This is a genomic window from Streptomyces coacervatus (genome assembly GCF_029223485.1).
GTDB classification, from domain to species: domain Bacteria; phylum Actinomycetota; class Actinomycetes; order Streptomycetales; family Streptomycetaceae; genus Streptomyces; species Streptomyces coacervatus.
On the sequence record NZ_JARHTP010000019.1, the window covers coordinates 246486 to 262016 of the forward strand.

Annotated in this window: 13 protein-coding genes and 1 rRNA gene; 8 read left to right on the plus strand and 6 right to left on the minus strand. The window is 68.5% G+C overall.

Going from position 1 to position 15531, the window contains the following annotated elements; all coding sequences use genetic code 11:
- Nucleotides 1-60: 60 nt before the first annotated feature.
- The 4 genes from P2Q00_RS38545 to P2Q00_RS38560 form a co-directional block, all read right to left on the minus strand.
- The gene (locus P2Q00_RS38545; RefSeq protein WP_275778931.1) at nucleotides 61-762 is read right to left on the minus strand and encodes a phosphatase PAP2 family protein; all 702 of its coding nucleotides are present in this window, start codon (nucleotides 760-762) and stop codon (nucleotides 61-63) included.
- A 241-nt stretch (nucleotides 763-1003) separates the two neighbouring features.
- Nucleotides 1004-2011 carry a C40 family peptidase gene (locus P2Q00_RS38550; protein ID WP_275778932.1) on the minus strand — a complete coding sequence of 336 codons (1008 nt, stop codon included), beginning with the start codon at nucleotides 2009-2011 and terminating at the stop codon, nucleotides 1004-1006.
- A gap of 76 nt (nucleotides 2012-2087) precedes the next feature.
- On the minus strand, nucleotides 2088-2861 hold the full coding sequence (locus tag P2Q00_RS38555; RefSeq protein WP_275778934.1) for a trypsin-like serine peptidase: 774 nt from the start codon (nucleotides 2859-2861) through the stop codon (nucleotides 2088-2090).
- Nucleotides 2862-3269: 408 nt separating this feature from the next.
- Nucleotides 3270-3875 (minus strand): hypothetical protein, encoded by a 606-nt coding sequence (locus tag P2Q00_RS38560; protein ID WP_275778936.1) that lies wholly within the window; start codon nucleotides 3873-3875, stop codon nucleotides 3270-3272.
- Between the two features lie 346 nt (nucleotides 3876-4221).
- On the opposite strand from P2Q00_RS38560, the gene P2Q00_RS38565 reads away from it, so the two are divergent.
- From P2Q00_RS38565 to P2Q00_RS38600, 8 genes are all read left to right on the plus strand, one after another.
- Nucleotides 4222-5586 (plus strand): S53 family peptidase, encoded by a 1365-nt coding sequence (locus P2Q00_RS38565; RefSeq protein WP_275778938.1) that lies wholly within the window; start codon nucleotides 4222-4224, stop codon nucleotides 5584-5586.
- A gap of 316 nt (nucleotides 5587-5902) precedes the next feature.
- Nucleotides 5903-7216: a S53 family peptidase gene (locus P2Q00_RS38570; protein WP_275778939.1), complete on the plus strand. Its 1314-nt coding sequence runs from the start codon at nucleotides 5903-5905 to the stop codon at nucleotides 7214-7216.
- A gap of 372 nt (nucleotides 7217-7588) precedes the next feature.
- The gene (locus P2Q00_RS38575; protein ID WP_014673544.1) at nucleotides 7589-7897 is read left to right on the plus strand and encodes a DUF8827 family protein; all 309 of its coding nucleotides are present in this window, start codon (nucleotides 7589-7591) and stop codon (nucleotides 7895-7897) included.
- 198 nt (nucleotides 7898-8095) lie between these two features.
- A complete protein-coding gene (locus tag P2Q00_RS38580) occupies nucleotides 8096-8926 on the plus strand; it encodes a DUF8175 domain-containg protein (RefSeq protein ID WP_275778940.1) in 831 nt (276 codons plus the stop codon).
- Entirely contained in the window at nucleotides 8916-10262 is a 1347-nt protein-coding gene (locus tag P2Q00_RS38585) for a hypothetical protein (RefSeq protein ID WP_275778941.1), read from the plus strand. Before P2Q00_RS38580 ends, P2Q00_RS38585 begins: the two co-directional genes overlap by 11 nt.
- Nucleotides 10259-11818: an SCO6880 family protein gene (locus P2Q00_RS38590; RefSeq protein WP_275778942.1), complete on the plus strand. Its 1560-nt coding sequence runs from the start codon at nucleotides 10259-10261 to the stop codon at nucleotides 11816-11818. Before P2Q00_RS38585 ends, P2Q00_RS38590 begins: the two co-directional genes overlap by 4 nt.
- A 12-nt stretch (nucleotides 11819-11830) precedes the next feature.
- Nucleotides 11831-13258: an ATP-binding protein gene (locus P2Q00_RS38595; protein WP_275778943.1), complete on the plus strand. Its 1428-nt coding sequence runs from the start codon at nucleotides 11831-11833 to the stop codon at nucleotides 13256-13258.
- A 20-nt stretch (nucleotides 13259-13278) separates the two neighbouring features.
- A complete protein-coding gene (locus P2Q00_RS38600) occupies nucleotides 13279-14781 on the plus strand; it encodes a type IV secretory system conjugative DNA transfer family protein (protein ID WP_275778956.1) in 1503 nt (500 codons plus the stop codon).
- A 4-nt stretch (nucleotides 14782-14785) separates the two neighbouring features.
- On the opposite strand, the gene P2Q00_RS38605 is transcribed toward P2Q00_RS38600, so the two are convergent.
- Entirely contained in the window at nucleotides 14786-15337 is a 552-nt protein-coding gene (locus P2Q00_RS38605) for a GNAT family N-acetyltransferase (protein ID WP_275778945.1), read from the minus strand.
- A 69-nt stretch (nucleotides 15338-15406) separates the two neighbouring features.
- Nucleotides 15407-15523, minus strand: a 5S ribosomal RNA gene (gene rrf / locus P2Q00_RS38610).
- Nucleotides 15524-15531: the final 8 nt, after the last annotated feature.

Genomic DNA, 15531 nt, shown 5'->3' on the forward strand with positions numbered 1-15531 from the left:
GAACTGCGCGATCAGCCCCCACCGGCCCGCAGGTTCAATTCCGCCCTTCCCGCAGAGCGGCTACGCGGCCAAGTCCCGCTCCTCCGCCCCCGCCTGGGCCCCGGGAATCAAGGCGTCCTGCCCCACGGCCGCCCGCCCAGCAGGGCCCCGTACCACCCACCCACCCCAAACCGACCGCTCAACCGCCTTCACCACAGGCGTCAGCAAAAGCATCGCAACCGGCGACAACAGCAACGCAACAGCCGTACCGAGCGCAAAGCCCCCGACCACATCCGTCGGATAGTGCACACCCATATAGACCCGGCAGAACCCTTCGAGCAGCGCCAGCCCGATCCCGACAACCCCGAACTTCCGGTTGGCGACGAACAACCCGACCGCCATGGCCATGGTGATCGTCGCGTGATCACTCACAAACGAGTAGTCGGTCTTCCCGGACACCAGGACATCAAGCCCCTCGTGCGTACGAAAAGGCCGAGGCCGCTCGACAAACCCCCGTATCGGCACATTCACCAGCACCGCAAGCGCCGCAGCCAGCGGCGCCCACACCAACGCGGCCACGGAAGACGCGGCGTCCTCGCCACCCCGCCGCCGCACGGACCACCAGCACCACATCACGAGCAGCACCATGGCCAGCAACAGCCCGTACTCCCCTACGAAGGCCACGACCCGGTCGAACCAGTGCGGCGCATCCTTGGCCAGGCCATTGATGTCGTAGAGCAGGTCGACGTCGGGGTCCGACCCGGATTCGGCGAGTCCAGCCATGGTGCTGTGGCCCCTTCGTCGTCTGCTGCCGGACGCACTCGCGCACGCCCGCTTACCCACCCCCGTGGTTGTAGATCACGTCGTACACGTCGTAGACAGCTACCCGGATGACTGACGGATGACTACGAGAACAGGAACGCACGGTCCCAGTTACTACGTTCCACACTCCACCGAATGATCACGCAGACGTTATCGAAGAGAGACTCATCGCTGCAGCTCAGGGGGTGGGTTCACGCTCGGTTCACACCGTGGTGGGCAGCGCTTTCGCGCCATCTTCGGTGACTCGGGTGGCCCCGAAGTACTCGGAGGTGTCGATGGGGTCGAACCGGATCACCGCACCGGTCCTGGGCGCGTCGATCATGTATCCGCCGCCGACGTAGATCCCCACGTGATGGATGGCCCGGGAGTCCGTGGGGTCCGTGGAGAAGAACACGAGATCGCCGGGGAGCAGTTCCTGCCGCTTGGGATGCGGCCCGGCGTTGTACTGATCATTCGCAACCCGCGGCAGCGTGATCCCCACACTCTCGTACGCGGCCTTCGTCAGCCCCGAGCAGTCAAAACGCCCGTTGTCCGCGGCGGTCCCGTCCCCGCCCCACAGATAGGGCGTCCCCAGCTTCTTCTGCGCGTAGTAGATGGCTCCCGCGGCCTGCTTGCTGGGATCCACCCGACTGACGGGCGCGGCGAAGCTCTCCTCCAGCGTGGTGATCGTCTTGACGTAGTTCTGGGTCTCCTTGTACGGCGGCACGCCCCCGTACTTGATCACCGCATAGGACCCCGCGTTGTACGAGGCCAGCATGTTTTCGGTCAGACTCCCGGGTACGTCCTTGACGTACGAGGCGAGCTGGCAGTCGTAGGAGGCGGCCGACGGAATCGCATCCTGCGGATCCCAGACGTTCTTGACACCGTCCCCATTGCCGTCGACCCCGTGCGTGGCCCAGGTGCCCGGAATGAACTGCGCTATCCCTTCCGCAGCCGCCGCACTCCTGGCATTCGGATTGAACCCGCTCTCCTGGTAGAGCTGGGCGGCGAGCAGCGCGGGGTTGAGGGCGGGGCACAGATTGCCCCACTTCTGCACGATGGCCGAGTACGCGGCGGGCACGGCCCCCTTGGCGAGCGCCTTGGTCGCGCCCCCCACCCCGTTGATGAGGTTCCCGGCGACGACGTACACCCCGACGACGAGCAGCATCACGAAGGCCAGGCCCGACCCGACGACAGCGGTCGCCACGATCCACGCCTTACGCACCGTCAACCGCCCCTCGCCGACCGGGAGTCCGATAGCCCACGTCAGTCTAGGGGCGCGTCCTGCCGTTCCGGGAGGTCAGAGATCAGCCGGTCGCATCGCGATACAGCTCGGCGGCTTCCGCCCCGAACACCACGCTGTACGAGATGTCGTCCGTGCTCCCGCCCTTCTCATGCCCGCCCAGGATCCCGACGACAGCCTTGTCCCCGTTCACCCAAGGACTGCCGCTGGTCCCTCCCGAGAGGCCTGGACAGTCGATCCGCTGCTGGGTACGGCTGTGCACGGTCGGCCTGTTGGTACAGCTGACGGGCGCTTCACGGGTGCTGGGATACCCGGTGACGGTGACGGCGGTGGCCCCGGTCGCCATACCGGTCACGAACGGGTTCCCGCCGACGGCGTCCTCGACGCCCTTGCCGCCCTTGTTGGCGACGACGGCAAAGGCGACGTCACTGTCCTCGTGCTGCCCCTTGGCCCACCCGTCGGGCAGAAACGCCCGCCGCACCTTCCACACCCCGTACGGCGCCCGGCCGTCCCGGTACCCCGGCGCGAAGATGAGGTCCCCGTCCTTGCTGCCGTTGAGGCAGTGGGCCGCGGTGACGATGAGATTGCGGTGCGGGCTGTACACGACGGAGGCGGTGCAGAAGTGCCCGCCGGCGAGCGAGGATCTCCGGTCGGCGTCGAAGAGGGCCCCGACTTTCCTGGCCTGCGCGGTGTCCGCGGCGACAGCGGTCACACCGAGCGGCCCCGGCCCGTCGTCCGCATTGGCGAGGGAGGCGGAGGTCAGCGCCGGCACAAGGAGCACGACGGCCGCGCACAGGGGACTGGTGGCACGCCGACTGATACGTGAGATGCGCTTCATCGGCACCCACTGTGGCCGACGAAGGTGAGAAAAAGGTCTGCCGGTCACTGAGATCTCTCCGTGAACGACCCGTCAGGCGGCTGCGGACCGCGCGGGTGCATCGAGGCCTCGGGCGACACGGGCATGGCTCGCTGCCTCCGTCCCTCCACCTCGCCGACTGCGCCGGCGGGGTCACCGGGAGGTCCGACATCCCGCTCGGCGTCGAATCCACCGTACTGTGAGGCCCGCTCCCCCGCCTCCGCGTCATGCTCCACCCAGGCCTGTGCACCCCTCCTGCGCCGCGGCTCCACCTTCCTGCGCCGCGGCTCCACCTTCACCACAACACCCTCCCGTCACTCTCCGAATCCACACCATCACGTTAGGCCATCGGACTGACACTCGGCCCCCAGCAGCACCTACGGACCCGTTTCAGCCGGTCCCGGCGACCTTGGCGCCGGACGGGGTGACGGCGTACCACTGACGGTCCTTGCCCTGACCGTTCAGCTGCCCGGCCGCGGTGTCGCCCACGTACCGGTACAACGGCCAGCCGGCCAGGGTGAGTTGCGTCCGGCCGTCGCGGTGGACCGTGCCGAGAAGGCTCTTCTCGATGCCCATGGTCCGCACGGAGTCCGGCACGATGACCGGTATCCACGTCTTCACGCACTCACCGGTACATGTCCACCTGGACGGGTTCGGCCGGTCCTTGTCGTAGCGGTAGAGGGTCATCCCCTTCTCGTCGGTGACCACGTGGCCCCCGCCCGTCATCGCCCTGGCCATCACCATGGCCGTCGTGGCCGCCTCACCGCTTCCGGAGTTCCCGCCGTCGGCGGGCGCGGTGGCGGAGGCGACCGGCGCGGAGGCCGCGGGATCCGGGGCGGCCGTGGTGGCCGGGGCGGAGGAGACAGGGCTCGTACCGGAGGCGTTGTCGTTCGAGGAGCCGCACGCCGCCAGCAGGAGCACGGAGGCGAGACCTGCGGCCGAGGCGAGGAGGATGCGGTGCGGGGTCACGGAGCTGCCCTTCTTCGGGGTCGCCATCACTTGCCCTCCAGGTACGTCGGGCAACTCCCGCCCTCTCAGCCGCAGATGGGACATGACGCAGTCTTGACCGGCGTAGGCGGGAAATTGACGCGCGTAAACCTGTCCGCCATCTGTCGGTTCACTGTGGATGAAGTCAAGCCACCCCCATCCCCCCTTCATCCGCCCGCCATTGAGCAGCAATCCCGCACCCCCACTTCAGTAATGCGGAAGTCAGAATTCCGAAACGGTCTTGTTTGTCGCGTACTCAACAAGCGATGGTCTACGCGGGTCGCCGCCCCTGCCGGGAACCCCCGGCAGTCCCCCCACCGCAGGCCTCTGCAACCCACTCCCAGGAGGCTGTACGTTGAGTACGTCCACCCCCAACTCCCCCCACATATCCGGTAGATGGCGCCGCATCGGCTCGGCGGCCGCCGCCACCGCAGCCCTCGTGTTCGCCGGCGTCGGCACCGCGGTCCATGCCGATGCGGCAACCACCGCCACCCACAAGGTGAGCGCCAAGACCATCGCCGCTCAGGTGGCGAAGGCCCACGTGCAGTACACGAAGGCGTGTGCCGCGACCCCGAAGAAGGGCTACGCCGCGTGTAACGCGCTGCGCGTCACCGGCGGCACCACCGCCTTCATGGAGAAGCAGGCCGCGCTCAAGGGCATCGCCCCCAAGACCGTCAAGCCGAACGCCGCTCAGGACGACCCGACCGGCTACGGCCCGAGCGACATCCAGTCGGCCTACGGCCTCGCCGACGCCGCCTCCTCCAACGGCTCCGGCCAGACGGTCGCCATCGTCGACGCGTACGACGACCCGAACGCCGAGGCGGACCTGGCCACTTACCGTTCGTACTACGGCCTGTCGGACTGCACGACCGACAACGGCTGCTTCAGCAAGGTCTCCCAGACCGGCTCCACGACCTCCCTCCCCACCGCCGACAGCGGCTGGGCCGGTGAGATCTCGCTCGACCTCGACATGGTCAGCGCGACCTGCCCGAACTGCAACATCCTCCTCGTCGAGGCCAAGTCGGCGTCCGACGCCAACCTGGGCACGGCCGTGAACGAGGCCGTCAAGCTGGGCGCCAAGTTCGTCTCCAACTCCTACGGCGGCGGCGAGTCCTCGTCCGACACGACGTACGACTCCTCGTACTACAAGCACCCGGGCGTCGCCATCACCGCGAGCGCGGGCGACAGCGGCTACGGCGCCGAGTACCCGGCCGCCTCCAAGTACGTGACCGCCGTCGGCGGCACCAAGCTCTCCACGTCCTCCAACAGCCGCGGCTGGACCGAGAGCGTGTGGAACACCAGCAGCACCGAGGGCACCGGCTCCGGCTGCTCGTCGTACGACGCGAAGCCGTCCTGGCAGACCGACACCGGCTGCACCAAGCGCATGATCGGTGACGTCTCCGCGGTCGCCGACCCGGCCACCGGCGTCTCCGTCTACGACACCTACGGCTCCGACGGCACCGGCTGGAACACCTATGGCGGCACCAGCGCCTCGTCCCCGCTCATCGCGTCGGTCTACGCCCTCGCCGGCACCCCGGGCAGCAGCGACTACCCGGCGCAGTACCCGTACAACGCGGCCGGCACGTCCGCCCTCAACGACGTGACCAGCGGCAGCAACGGCTCCTGCTCCACCAGCTACTTCTGCACCGCGAAGTCGGGCTACGACGGCCCGACCGGCTGGGGCACCCCGGAGGGCCTGGGCGCCTTCACCGCGAGCTGACAGCAGTACGCAGCACAACACCTCCCCGTCGGGTCACGGGGAGCCGCCGGAATGAGGGAGTACGTGGGGCCTCCTCGGCGGCATGGAAAGGGAAACGGGTCACGGCAGCCGGCCGCGGCCCGTTTTCCCGTTCCCATGCAACTCCCTTGAAAAAGCTGTGAGTTGAGTAAAAAGGCACACCTACTTCGGTAAGCCGGAGGTCAGGATTCCAGCAGCCCCTTGTTGTTGTGTACTCAACAAGAGATGGTCGGCCTCGCACCCGCACCGCCCCTGTTCCACCCCCATCAGGACCACCGGAACACCAGGAGGCTGCACGATGCGTTCCACTCCCCCCAACAGACCCTCCGCCCGCCGCGGCCGGCGCCGTATGGGCACCGCAGCGGCCGCCACGGTCGCCCTGCTCCTCGCCGGCTTCGGCACGGCAGTCCAGGCCGACGCGGCGCAGCAGACCGCCTCCACCAAGGCGAGCTGGACCGCGACCCCCTGCGCCACCCCGCAGCACAAGGGCGAACTGGCCTGCAACTCCTACCGCGTCACCGGCGGCCTCACCGCCTTCCAGAAGCAGCAGGCGGCGAAGACGGGCGTCACCCCCAAGGCCGCCGACGCCTCCACCCCCTCCGGCTACGGCCCCACCGACCTCCAGTCGGCCTACGGCCTCACCTCCGCCGCCTCCTCCAACGGCTCCGGCGAGACCATCGCCATCGTCGACGCCTACAACGACCCGAACGCCGAGGCCGACCTCGCCACATACCGCTCGTACTACGGCCTCTCCGCCTGCACCACCGCCAACGGCTGCTTCAAGAAGGTCAGCCAGACCGGCTCGACGACCTCCCTGCCCTCCTCCGACACCGGCTGGTCCGAGGAGATCTCCCTCGACCTCGACATGGCCTCCGCCATCTGCCCGAACTGCAACATCCTGCTCGTCGAGGCGACCTCCGCGACGATGGCCAACCTGGGCACGGCCGTGAACCGCGCGGTCACCCTCGGCGCCAAGTACGTGTCGAACAGCTACGGCGGCTCGGAGTCCTCGTCGGACACGAGCTACGACTCCTCGTACTTCAACCATGCGGGCGTCGCCATCACCGTCTCCGCGGGCGACAGCGGCTACGGCGCCGAATACCCGGCCGCCTCCAGGTACGTGACCTCCGTGGGCGGCACCGCCCTTTCGAAGGCCACCTCCACCACCCGAGGCTGGTCGGAGACGGTCTGGAAGACATCGAGCACCGAGGGCACCGGCTCCGGCTGCTCCTCCTACGACACCAAGCCGACCTGGCAGACCGACACCGGCTGCACCAAGCGCACCATCTCGGACGTGTCAGCGGTCGCCGACCCGGCCACCGGCGTCTCCGTCTACGACTCCTACGGCATCACCGCAGGCTGGTACACCTTCGGCGGCACGAGCGCCTCGTCCCCGATCATCGCGGGCGTCTACGCACTCGCCGGCACCCCCTCGTCGTCCTCCTACCCGGCCTCCTTCCCCTACACGAAGGCCGGCACCTCGGCGTTGAACGACGTGACCAGCGGCAACAACGGCAGCTGCTCCACCACCTACCTGTGCACCGCCCAGTCGGGGTACGACGGCCCGACCGGCTGGGGCACCCCGGAGGGTGTCTCCGCCTTCACGGGCTGACGACTGACTCTCCGTCACCGAGCGGGCCGCGGCCACCAGCCGCGGCCCGTTCGCCGTACCGGATACTCTTCTTCCGTTCGTCCGTCACCCGGAGAACACCGGCACGACCGCTCACCCGACCCACCGTCAGAAACGATTCAGGTCGTAAGAGGGGTCAACGACGGAACCCCACCACAGGTTCCGCTCAGGCCTCATTGCCCGGCGTGACCTGCCGTGATACACAGAGTGACCTAACAGCTATTCGTACGAAACCCGCCAATCAATGACGCCAAGTCGACATACGACGGCGACATCGTCGGCGAGAATAAGCCTGACCTCTGCACCCGCAGGGGACTGCGGAACCGGAACTACCCACCAGGGGCGGTGACTTACATGCTCTTTGCGGCCGACAAGGGAGACATCAACACCATCATCGGCGGGATCGCTCCGGACTGGGGCCCCTTCGGCAGCCTGGGCAACGAGGCGAAGGTGATGATCGAGGTGGTCATGGCGGTCGCCATTCTCCTCTGCCTCGGCATCGCCGTCTGGGGCGCCGCGAAGCAGCGCATCGGCGCGACCGCACTCCGCGACACCTTCAGCGCGGAACAGGGCAAGGGCCTCATCATCGCCGGCCTGACCGGGGTATTCATCATCGGCTCCCTGGGCACGCTCTTCACCATCGTGTACGGCATGGCCGTCTAGATGGCGGTCTAGCAGGCCGTTTGCGGCAGGCGTCCTCCAGTCCCCGCCGGGCACGCCCGGTCCACGTCCACCCCACCCGCCCGTCGTGCCCACCGGCTGAGGTTGCGTTTCCCTGATGTCGAGTCACCACACCGCGCCCATGCGGGAACCAGCACGGCTACCGTCGTATGTCTACGAGCTGGAGAGGGCGTACACGGCATGAGTCTCGGAGACGAGCACGAGGCCTCCGGCGGTTACGGCGGCACGGGCCAGACCCGGACCCGACTGCCCGACAGCGGCGGCGATGTGTACGGAGGCGCACGGCGCGGCGGCCGCTCGTCGTCCCGGAGCCTGATCACGGTGGTCGGCGTGGTGGTACTGCTCATCGCGGCGATCGCCTTCGCGAACCGCGGAGGAGGCGATTCCTCTTCGAGCAGCGGGAACGGGAGCAAGCCCAAGGCCGCGTCCACGGCTGCGAGCGGGACCAAGCCGGTGCGGTCGACGGCGGGCGGGATTCCTACGGGGTTCGCGCATGACCAGCAGGGGGCGCAGAGCGCTGCCGCGAACTACGCGGTGACGCTGGGCTCGGCCGACATGTTCAGCAAGACCAGGCGTGACGCAATTCTGCAGACCGTCATCACCCCGTCCCAGGTCGCGAACTTCGAGTCGGCCTTGGACAAGGCCTACACGCCGGAACTCAACAAGTCCGTCGGCCTGAACGAGGACGGCTCAGCCCCGTCCGGCTCCACGTTCGTATCGCGTACGAGCCCGATCGGCACCAAAGTCACCGAGGCCACTGACAGCCGCGCGACCGTAGAGGTCTGGTGCAGCGGCCTCCTCGGACTTGCCGGGGAGAACTCGACGAACCCCGTGACGAACAGCTGGTTCACCACCACGATGCGCCTCGAATGGAACCACGGTGACTGGAAGATCGTGACCCAGTCTCAGAAGGACGGCCCTGCGCCCGTCCCCGGCGACGACAAGGCCTCCAGCGCTGACGCAATGGCAAAGGCCGTCGAGGAGTACGGAGGCTTCACTTATGCCCGGTAGCCAGCGCCTCGCACTCAAGGTCACCGCCGCAGTCGCCACCGTACAGACCGCCGCCGTACTGCTGGCCACCCGCGCCGCAGCGGCACCCACGCCCACGCCTACCCCCACCAAGTCCGCCGGCAACTGCGGCCTCCTGTCGGGCCAGGCCAGGCAGATCTGCGAAGGTGACTCCGGAGGCGGATCCTCCGGCGGATCCCCCTCCCTCGACCCCACCTCCACCCTCGACCCCCTCTCCTCCCTCGCCAAGGGCTGCGCAGACGCCGCCTCCTGGACCATCGACAAGCTCAGCAAGGCCGTAACAGAAACCGCGAACGTCGACTTCACCAACGCCAAGTTCCTGCAGCAGTACGCAGTCGTCTTCGCGGCGTCGACCATCCTCACCCTGCTGCTCTGGCTGCTGGCGGTGGCCAAGCGGGCCGTCCGAGGTGTCCCCCTCACGACGGCCATCGGCGAAGCGATCGGCTTCCTCTGGCTCACCGTCCTGGCCTCGGCGTTCACACCCCTGATCCTCTACACCGTCGTATCGGCGACCGACGGCGTGACCGACGTCCTCGCCAAGACGACCGGCAACCAGACGGACACCTTCTTCGGCACGTTCTCCGGCGCCCTCAACAAGGGCGAGAACATCGGCGGCGGCCCCATCATGCTGATCGTCGTGTCCCTGGTCAGCATCCTCGCCGCAGGCGTGCTCTGGCTGGAGCTGGTGATCCGCGCCGCCCTCCTCTACGTCGGCGCCCTCCTCGGCACCGTCGTCTACGCGGGCCTGGTCGACAAGAACCTCTGGGGCCACGTCCGCCGCTGGGCGGGCATCATGATCGCGGTCATTCTCGTGAAACCGATCATTGTCATCGTCCTGGGCCTCGCGGGCGCGCTCTCCTCCGCGAACGGCCCCGACTCCTTCTCCGCCGTCGTCTCCGGCCTCGCGATCATCCTGCTCGCCATCTTCGCCAGCGCGATGATCTACCGCTTCGTACCCGGCTTCGGCGACGAGATCGCCAACGGCCGCAACAACCGCATCATGGCGGGCGCCGAGGGCAAGGCCGCCGCGGTCATCAGCTCCCCGGCGACCATGGTCGCGCAGGGCATCAAGACGCACAGTGCCCGCGCCAACGACAACGGAGGCGGCGGCCAGTCGTCCTCGGGCGGCGGCCCCCGCCCGGCCAACCCGGCCGCCGGCGGAGTAGCCGCCCACAGCACCCGCCCCTCGAACGGAGGTGGCGGCGGATCCGTCCCTTCCGCCGCACCCGCACCCCGTTCGTCGAACCCGGTGAACAGCCCGCACGCCGGCAACACCCGCAACAGCAGTACCAACCGCACGGGAGGTGAAGGGCGTTGACGACCGAGTCCCACCTGTCCCATCCGGTCACGCCCCGCCGTACATATCTCATCGGCCGCGCCCGGCCGAACGCGATCGTCGGCCGGAACCGCGAGTCCGGCGAGATCGCGCTGATCATCGCGGGCGCGTTCCTCGGCATGATGTGCGGGCTCCTGGTCCCCGTCCTCTCCCTGCGCATCGTGCTGCTGATGGGCTTCCCGCTGATCGCCTTGATGGTGGTCTACGTGCCGTACAAGCACCGCACGTTCTACAAGTGGTTCGAGATCAACCGCAGTTACAAGCGCACCCTCAAGCAGGGCACCCTCTACCGCAGCGGCGTCATCGAGGCCGGCACCCGCCTCGACGGACGCGAGGTGGAAATCGGCCCGCCCCCCGGCATCGGCCGCATCTCCTGGCTGGCCGCCCCCTTCGGCCCGGACGAGATCGCCGTACTCCTCCACGCGGACCGCAGGACGGTGACGGCCGCCATCGAGATCGAGGGCCCCGGCGTCGGCCTGCGCGACTCCGAGGACCAGGAAGCGCTCGTCGACCGCTTCGGCACCCTCCTCAAGCACGTGGCCAACGGCGACGGCTTCGTCACCCGCCTGCAGATGCTCGCCCGCACCCTCCCCGCCGACCCGGACGCCCACGCCAAGGACGTCGCCATCCGCGGGGACGAGAAGTCGCTGGGCTGGCTGCAGCAGTCGTACGACCAACTGCAGTCCATGGTGTCGACGAGCAGCGAGCAGCACCGCGCCTACCTCGTCGCCTGCATGCACTTCACCCGCGACCTCGCGGCCGAGGCACACGCGATGGCCCGCGCGGCCCGCCCCCAGAGCGGCCGCAAGGTGGACCGGGACTCGGGTCTCGCGGTCGTCATGGCGCGTGAGCTGACGGACATCTGCTCGCGCCTCCAGGAGGCCGACATCCGCGTCCGCCAGCCTCTGGGGCAGGGCAGGCTGGCGTCGCTCATCCACTCCATGTACGACCCCGACCACCCGATCGACCACATCCAGGCGATGACGAAGCGCAACGCCTGGCCGGCCGAACTGGACGCCATGGAGCCGACGTTCCTCCAGGCCAAGACCCGGGAGTCGTCCACCCGCGCGCCCTGGTGCCACGCCACCGCCTGGGTGAAGGAATGGCCGATGACCCCGGTCGGCGTGAACTTCCTGGCCCCGCTCCTGGTCCACACCCCGGACGTCATCCGGACGGTCGCCGTGACGATGGACCTCGAACCCACCGAGGTGGCCATCGAACGCATGCTGACCGAGAAGACCAACGACGAGGCGGAGGCCTCCCGCGCCGCCAAGATGAACCGCACCGTGGACCCCCGTGACGTCGCCGCCCACAACCGCCTCGACCAGCGCGGCGAGGACCTCGCCAGCGGCGCGGCCGGTGTGAACCTCGTCGGCTACATCACCGTCTCCTCCCGCTCCCCCGAGGCCCTCGCCCGCGACAAGCGGACCATCCGCGCCTCGGCCGGAAAGTCGTACCTGAAGCTGGAGTGGTGCGACAGAGAACACCATCGCGCCTTCGTGAACACGCTCCCGTTCGCCACCGGCATCCGAAGGTAGGGCTGAGCTCTGATGCGGGATCCGCTGTCCGTCCTGACCGACGCCTTCACGTCCTTCCTCTTCGGAAAGGTCGAGACGACCCGACTGCCCGTCCGCACCTCGACGGGCCAGGCCCAGGCGGTCTACCTGCCCACGGCCGCCCCGGGCCTCGGCGACTCGGGCGTGATCATCGGCCGCGAGGTCTACTCCGGCAAGGGCTATATCTACGACCCCTTCCAGCTCTACGGCCAGCAGCTCCCGGCCCCCCACTGGCTGGTCCTCGGCGAGTCCGGCAACGGCAAGTCGGCCCTGGAGAAGACCTACGTCCTACGGCAACTGCGCTTCCGCGACCGCCAGGTCGTCGTCCTGGACGCCCAGGGCGAGGACGGCGTCGGCGAATGGAACCTCATCGCGCAGGAGCTGGGGATAACTCCCATCCGCCTGGACCCGACGGCCGCCCTGGACATGGGAATCCGCCTCAACCCCCTCGACCCGGCGATCACGACGACCGGTCAGCTCGCCCTGCTCCGGACCATCATCGAGGTAGCGATGGGCCATGGCCTGGACGAGCGCTCGGGCTTCGCCCTCAAGGTCGCGCACGCCTACGTCAACGAGACGATCGTCGAACGCCAGCCCGTCCTCACCGACATCGTCGAGCAGCTACGGCACCCCGAACCGGAGTCCGCCGAGGCGATGAACGTCGCCGTGGAGGACGTACGGGCCTGGGGCCTGGACGTGGCGCTGGTCCTGGACCGCCTGGTCGACGGTGACCTGCGCGGCATGTTCGACGGCCCGACGACGGTCGGCATCGACCTCGACGCACCCCTCATCGTGTTCGATTTGTCCCACATCGACCGCAACTCCATCGCCATGCCGATCCTGATGGCGATCGTCGGCGTATGGCTGGAACACACCTGGATCCGCCCCGACCGGAAGAAGCGCATCTTCCTGGTCGAGGAGGCCTGGCACATCATCAACAGCCCGTTCGTGGCCCAGCTGTTCCAGCGGCTGCTGAAGTTCGGCCGGCGGCTGGGCCTGTCCTTCGTCGCGGTCGTCCACCATCTCTCCGACGTGGTGGACGGGGCGGCGGCGAAGGAAGCGGCGGCCATCCTGAAGATGGCGTCGACGAGGACGATCTACGCCCAGAAGGCCGACGAAGCACGGGCGACCGGCCGCGTCCTCGGTCTCCCCCGCTGGGCGGTGGAGATCATCCCCACCCTCACCCCGGGCATCGCGGTGTGGGACGTCAACGGCAATGTCCAGGTCGTCAAACACCTGATCACCGAGACGGAACGCCCACTGGTCTTCACCGACCGCGCGATGACGGAGTCGTCCGCCGACCACGCCCTGAACGACGACGCCCTGCGCGCCGCCGAACTGGAGGCGGAAGAACGCGCGGCCGCCTTCATGGAACAGCACGTGAGCGACTTCGAGGGCCCGTCCGAGTCGACAGTGGCGTAGCCAGCAGGAGGCGGACCGTGGTGAGACCGGACGACCGACGAAGGGATGCCCGGGAGGCCCAGGGCGGCATCCCGGACGGACTCCTGCTCGCCATACTGGCCTTCCTCCTCGGCATGACCCTGCTGGTGTGGTCGGCCACGGGCCTCGCCGGCTGGTTCGCCAAGGGCAGCTGGCCGGACGGCGTCACCTTCACCCGCACCCCCCTCGCCATGCGCCACCTCATCGGCCAACCGCATGACATCCCGGGCGCCTGGCCCGCGACACCGGGCACTCAGCTTTCCGGCTACGGCCTCTTCTGGGGCCTGTTCATCGGCCAGTTGATGGTGCTGTTCGTACTGATGGTCTTTGTGATGGGGACGTTCGCACGCTGGCGCGCAGGCCGTCTGAAGAGACGCACAGAAGGGCCGACGGCGCTCGATCGCCCCACGCCCGAGCCGCCACCGACGCACTACGACGTACCGGCCCCTCATGAGGTGCCGACACCGAGGACGGCACCGCCCGAACCCCAGCCGACGGAACTCCACCAGGAAGCCGCACCCGCGCCCTCCACCCCCCTGTTCGCCGATGAACGGACGACGGTGGGCGGGGTGGGCGGCGCCCGGGAAACCCTCGTCGTAGCCCCCAGGGAAAGCCGCCAGGTCACCGCCACCCAGGCCGTGCGCGACGCGGAAGGCCCGGCCCTCGTCATCACCTCCAACCCGGCGGTCTGGTCGGACACCAAGGACGCCCGGGCCAAACTGGGCCCCGTCCTCCTCTACGACCCCGCCCACCTCTGCGACACCCCGGCCCGCCTCCACTGGTCTCCCACCACGGGCTGCGAGGACAAGCAGACAGCAGCAGCCAGAGCAGCCGCCCTCTTGGCCCCGATCCGCCCCACGGCCAAACTCGACCAGGCTCTGTCCGCAACAGCCGAAACGCTCCTGCGCAGCTATGTGCACGCCGCCGCCGTCGACGGCCGCACCATCCGCCACGTCCACCGCTGGTCCCAGGGCAGCCAGGTCCAGGACGCGGTCCGCATCCTCCGTACGAATCCCAAGGCGGCCCCCGGCTCCGCGGGCGAACTCGAGGCCGCTCTCACCGCACACCCCGAACGCCGCGACATGGCCCAGGAGTTGACCAGCCGAGCCCTCTCGGCCCTCTTCACGGTCAACATCCGCGAGGCCTGCACTCCAAACCGAACAGATGCCCTTGCCTTGGATTCCTTCGTCCACGAAGGGGGCACGCTTTATGTGGTGGGGGAATCCATCGAGGACCCCAGAACCAACCCGGGCGCGATGCCCCTTCTGACGGCCCTCGTCTCAAGCGTGGTCGAGTGCGGCCGGCGCATGGCCGAACGGTCATCCTCCGGTCGCCTCGACCCACCACTGACGCTCGTCCTCGACGACGTCGCAGCCGTGGCTCCCCTTCCCCAGCTCCCGGAGCTACTGGCCACGGGCGCGGACCGGGGCCTGCCGACCCTGGCCCTGCTCCGCTCCCGCGAACAGGGCCGTGCCCGCTGGCCGCACGACGAACTGCCGGTGTAGCCCGTCAGCTTCCATCGCGCTCGAGAACGAACTCCAGCTCGATCTCCCCGGGTGTCTGCTCCAACGGCACAACGACACCGCTGGGTACGAACCCGACCTTGCGGTAGAGCCGCTGCGCCCGCCCGTTCTCCTCGTGCACGATCAGCCGCACCCGCTCGGCTCCGATACCCCAGGCCCACTCCGCACCGGCATCGAAGAGCACCTCCGTCAGCCCGATCCCCCGGTACTCGGGCCGCACGAACACCCCGACGACATGCCCTTGCCTCCGCTCGACGGGAAAGCCGGCCCAGTCCTTCGTGCCCGCCTCCTCGACCAGCACGGTCAAGGTGCCGACCCACTCCCCGTCCGGGCCCTCGGCAATGATCTGCTGCGCCCCAGCCGCACCCTCCGCAGCGCCTTCGGCCCGCTCCTCCCAGAAGGAGTCCGGCCTGGCCACGGCCTCCTCGTACGTCTCAAGGAAGGCAAGGTGCGCGACCGGATCCTGGAGCGCGGCGAGCCGCAGCTTCTTGGCGGCGGGCCACTCGTCGGCACGTATGGAGCGGATGACGTAGTTCATGCGCATCACATTAACGGCAAACGCAAAAAGGCCCACACCGATTTACGGTGTGGGCCTTTTTCAAGATTTGTTCGGCGGCGTCCTACTCTCCCACAGGGTCCCCCCTGCAGTACCATCGGCGCTGTAAGGCTTAGCTTCCGGGTTCGGAATGTAACCGGGCGTTTCCCTCACGCTATAACCACCGAAACACTATG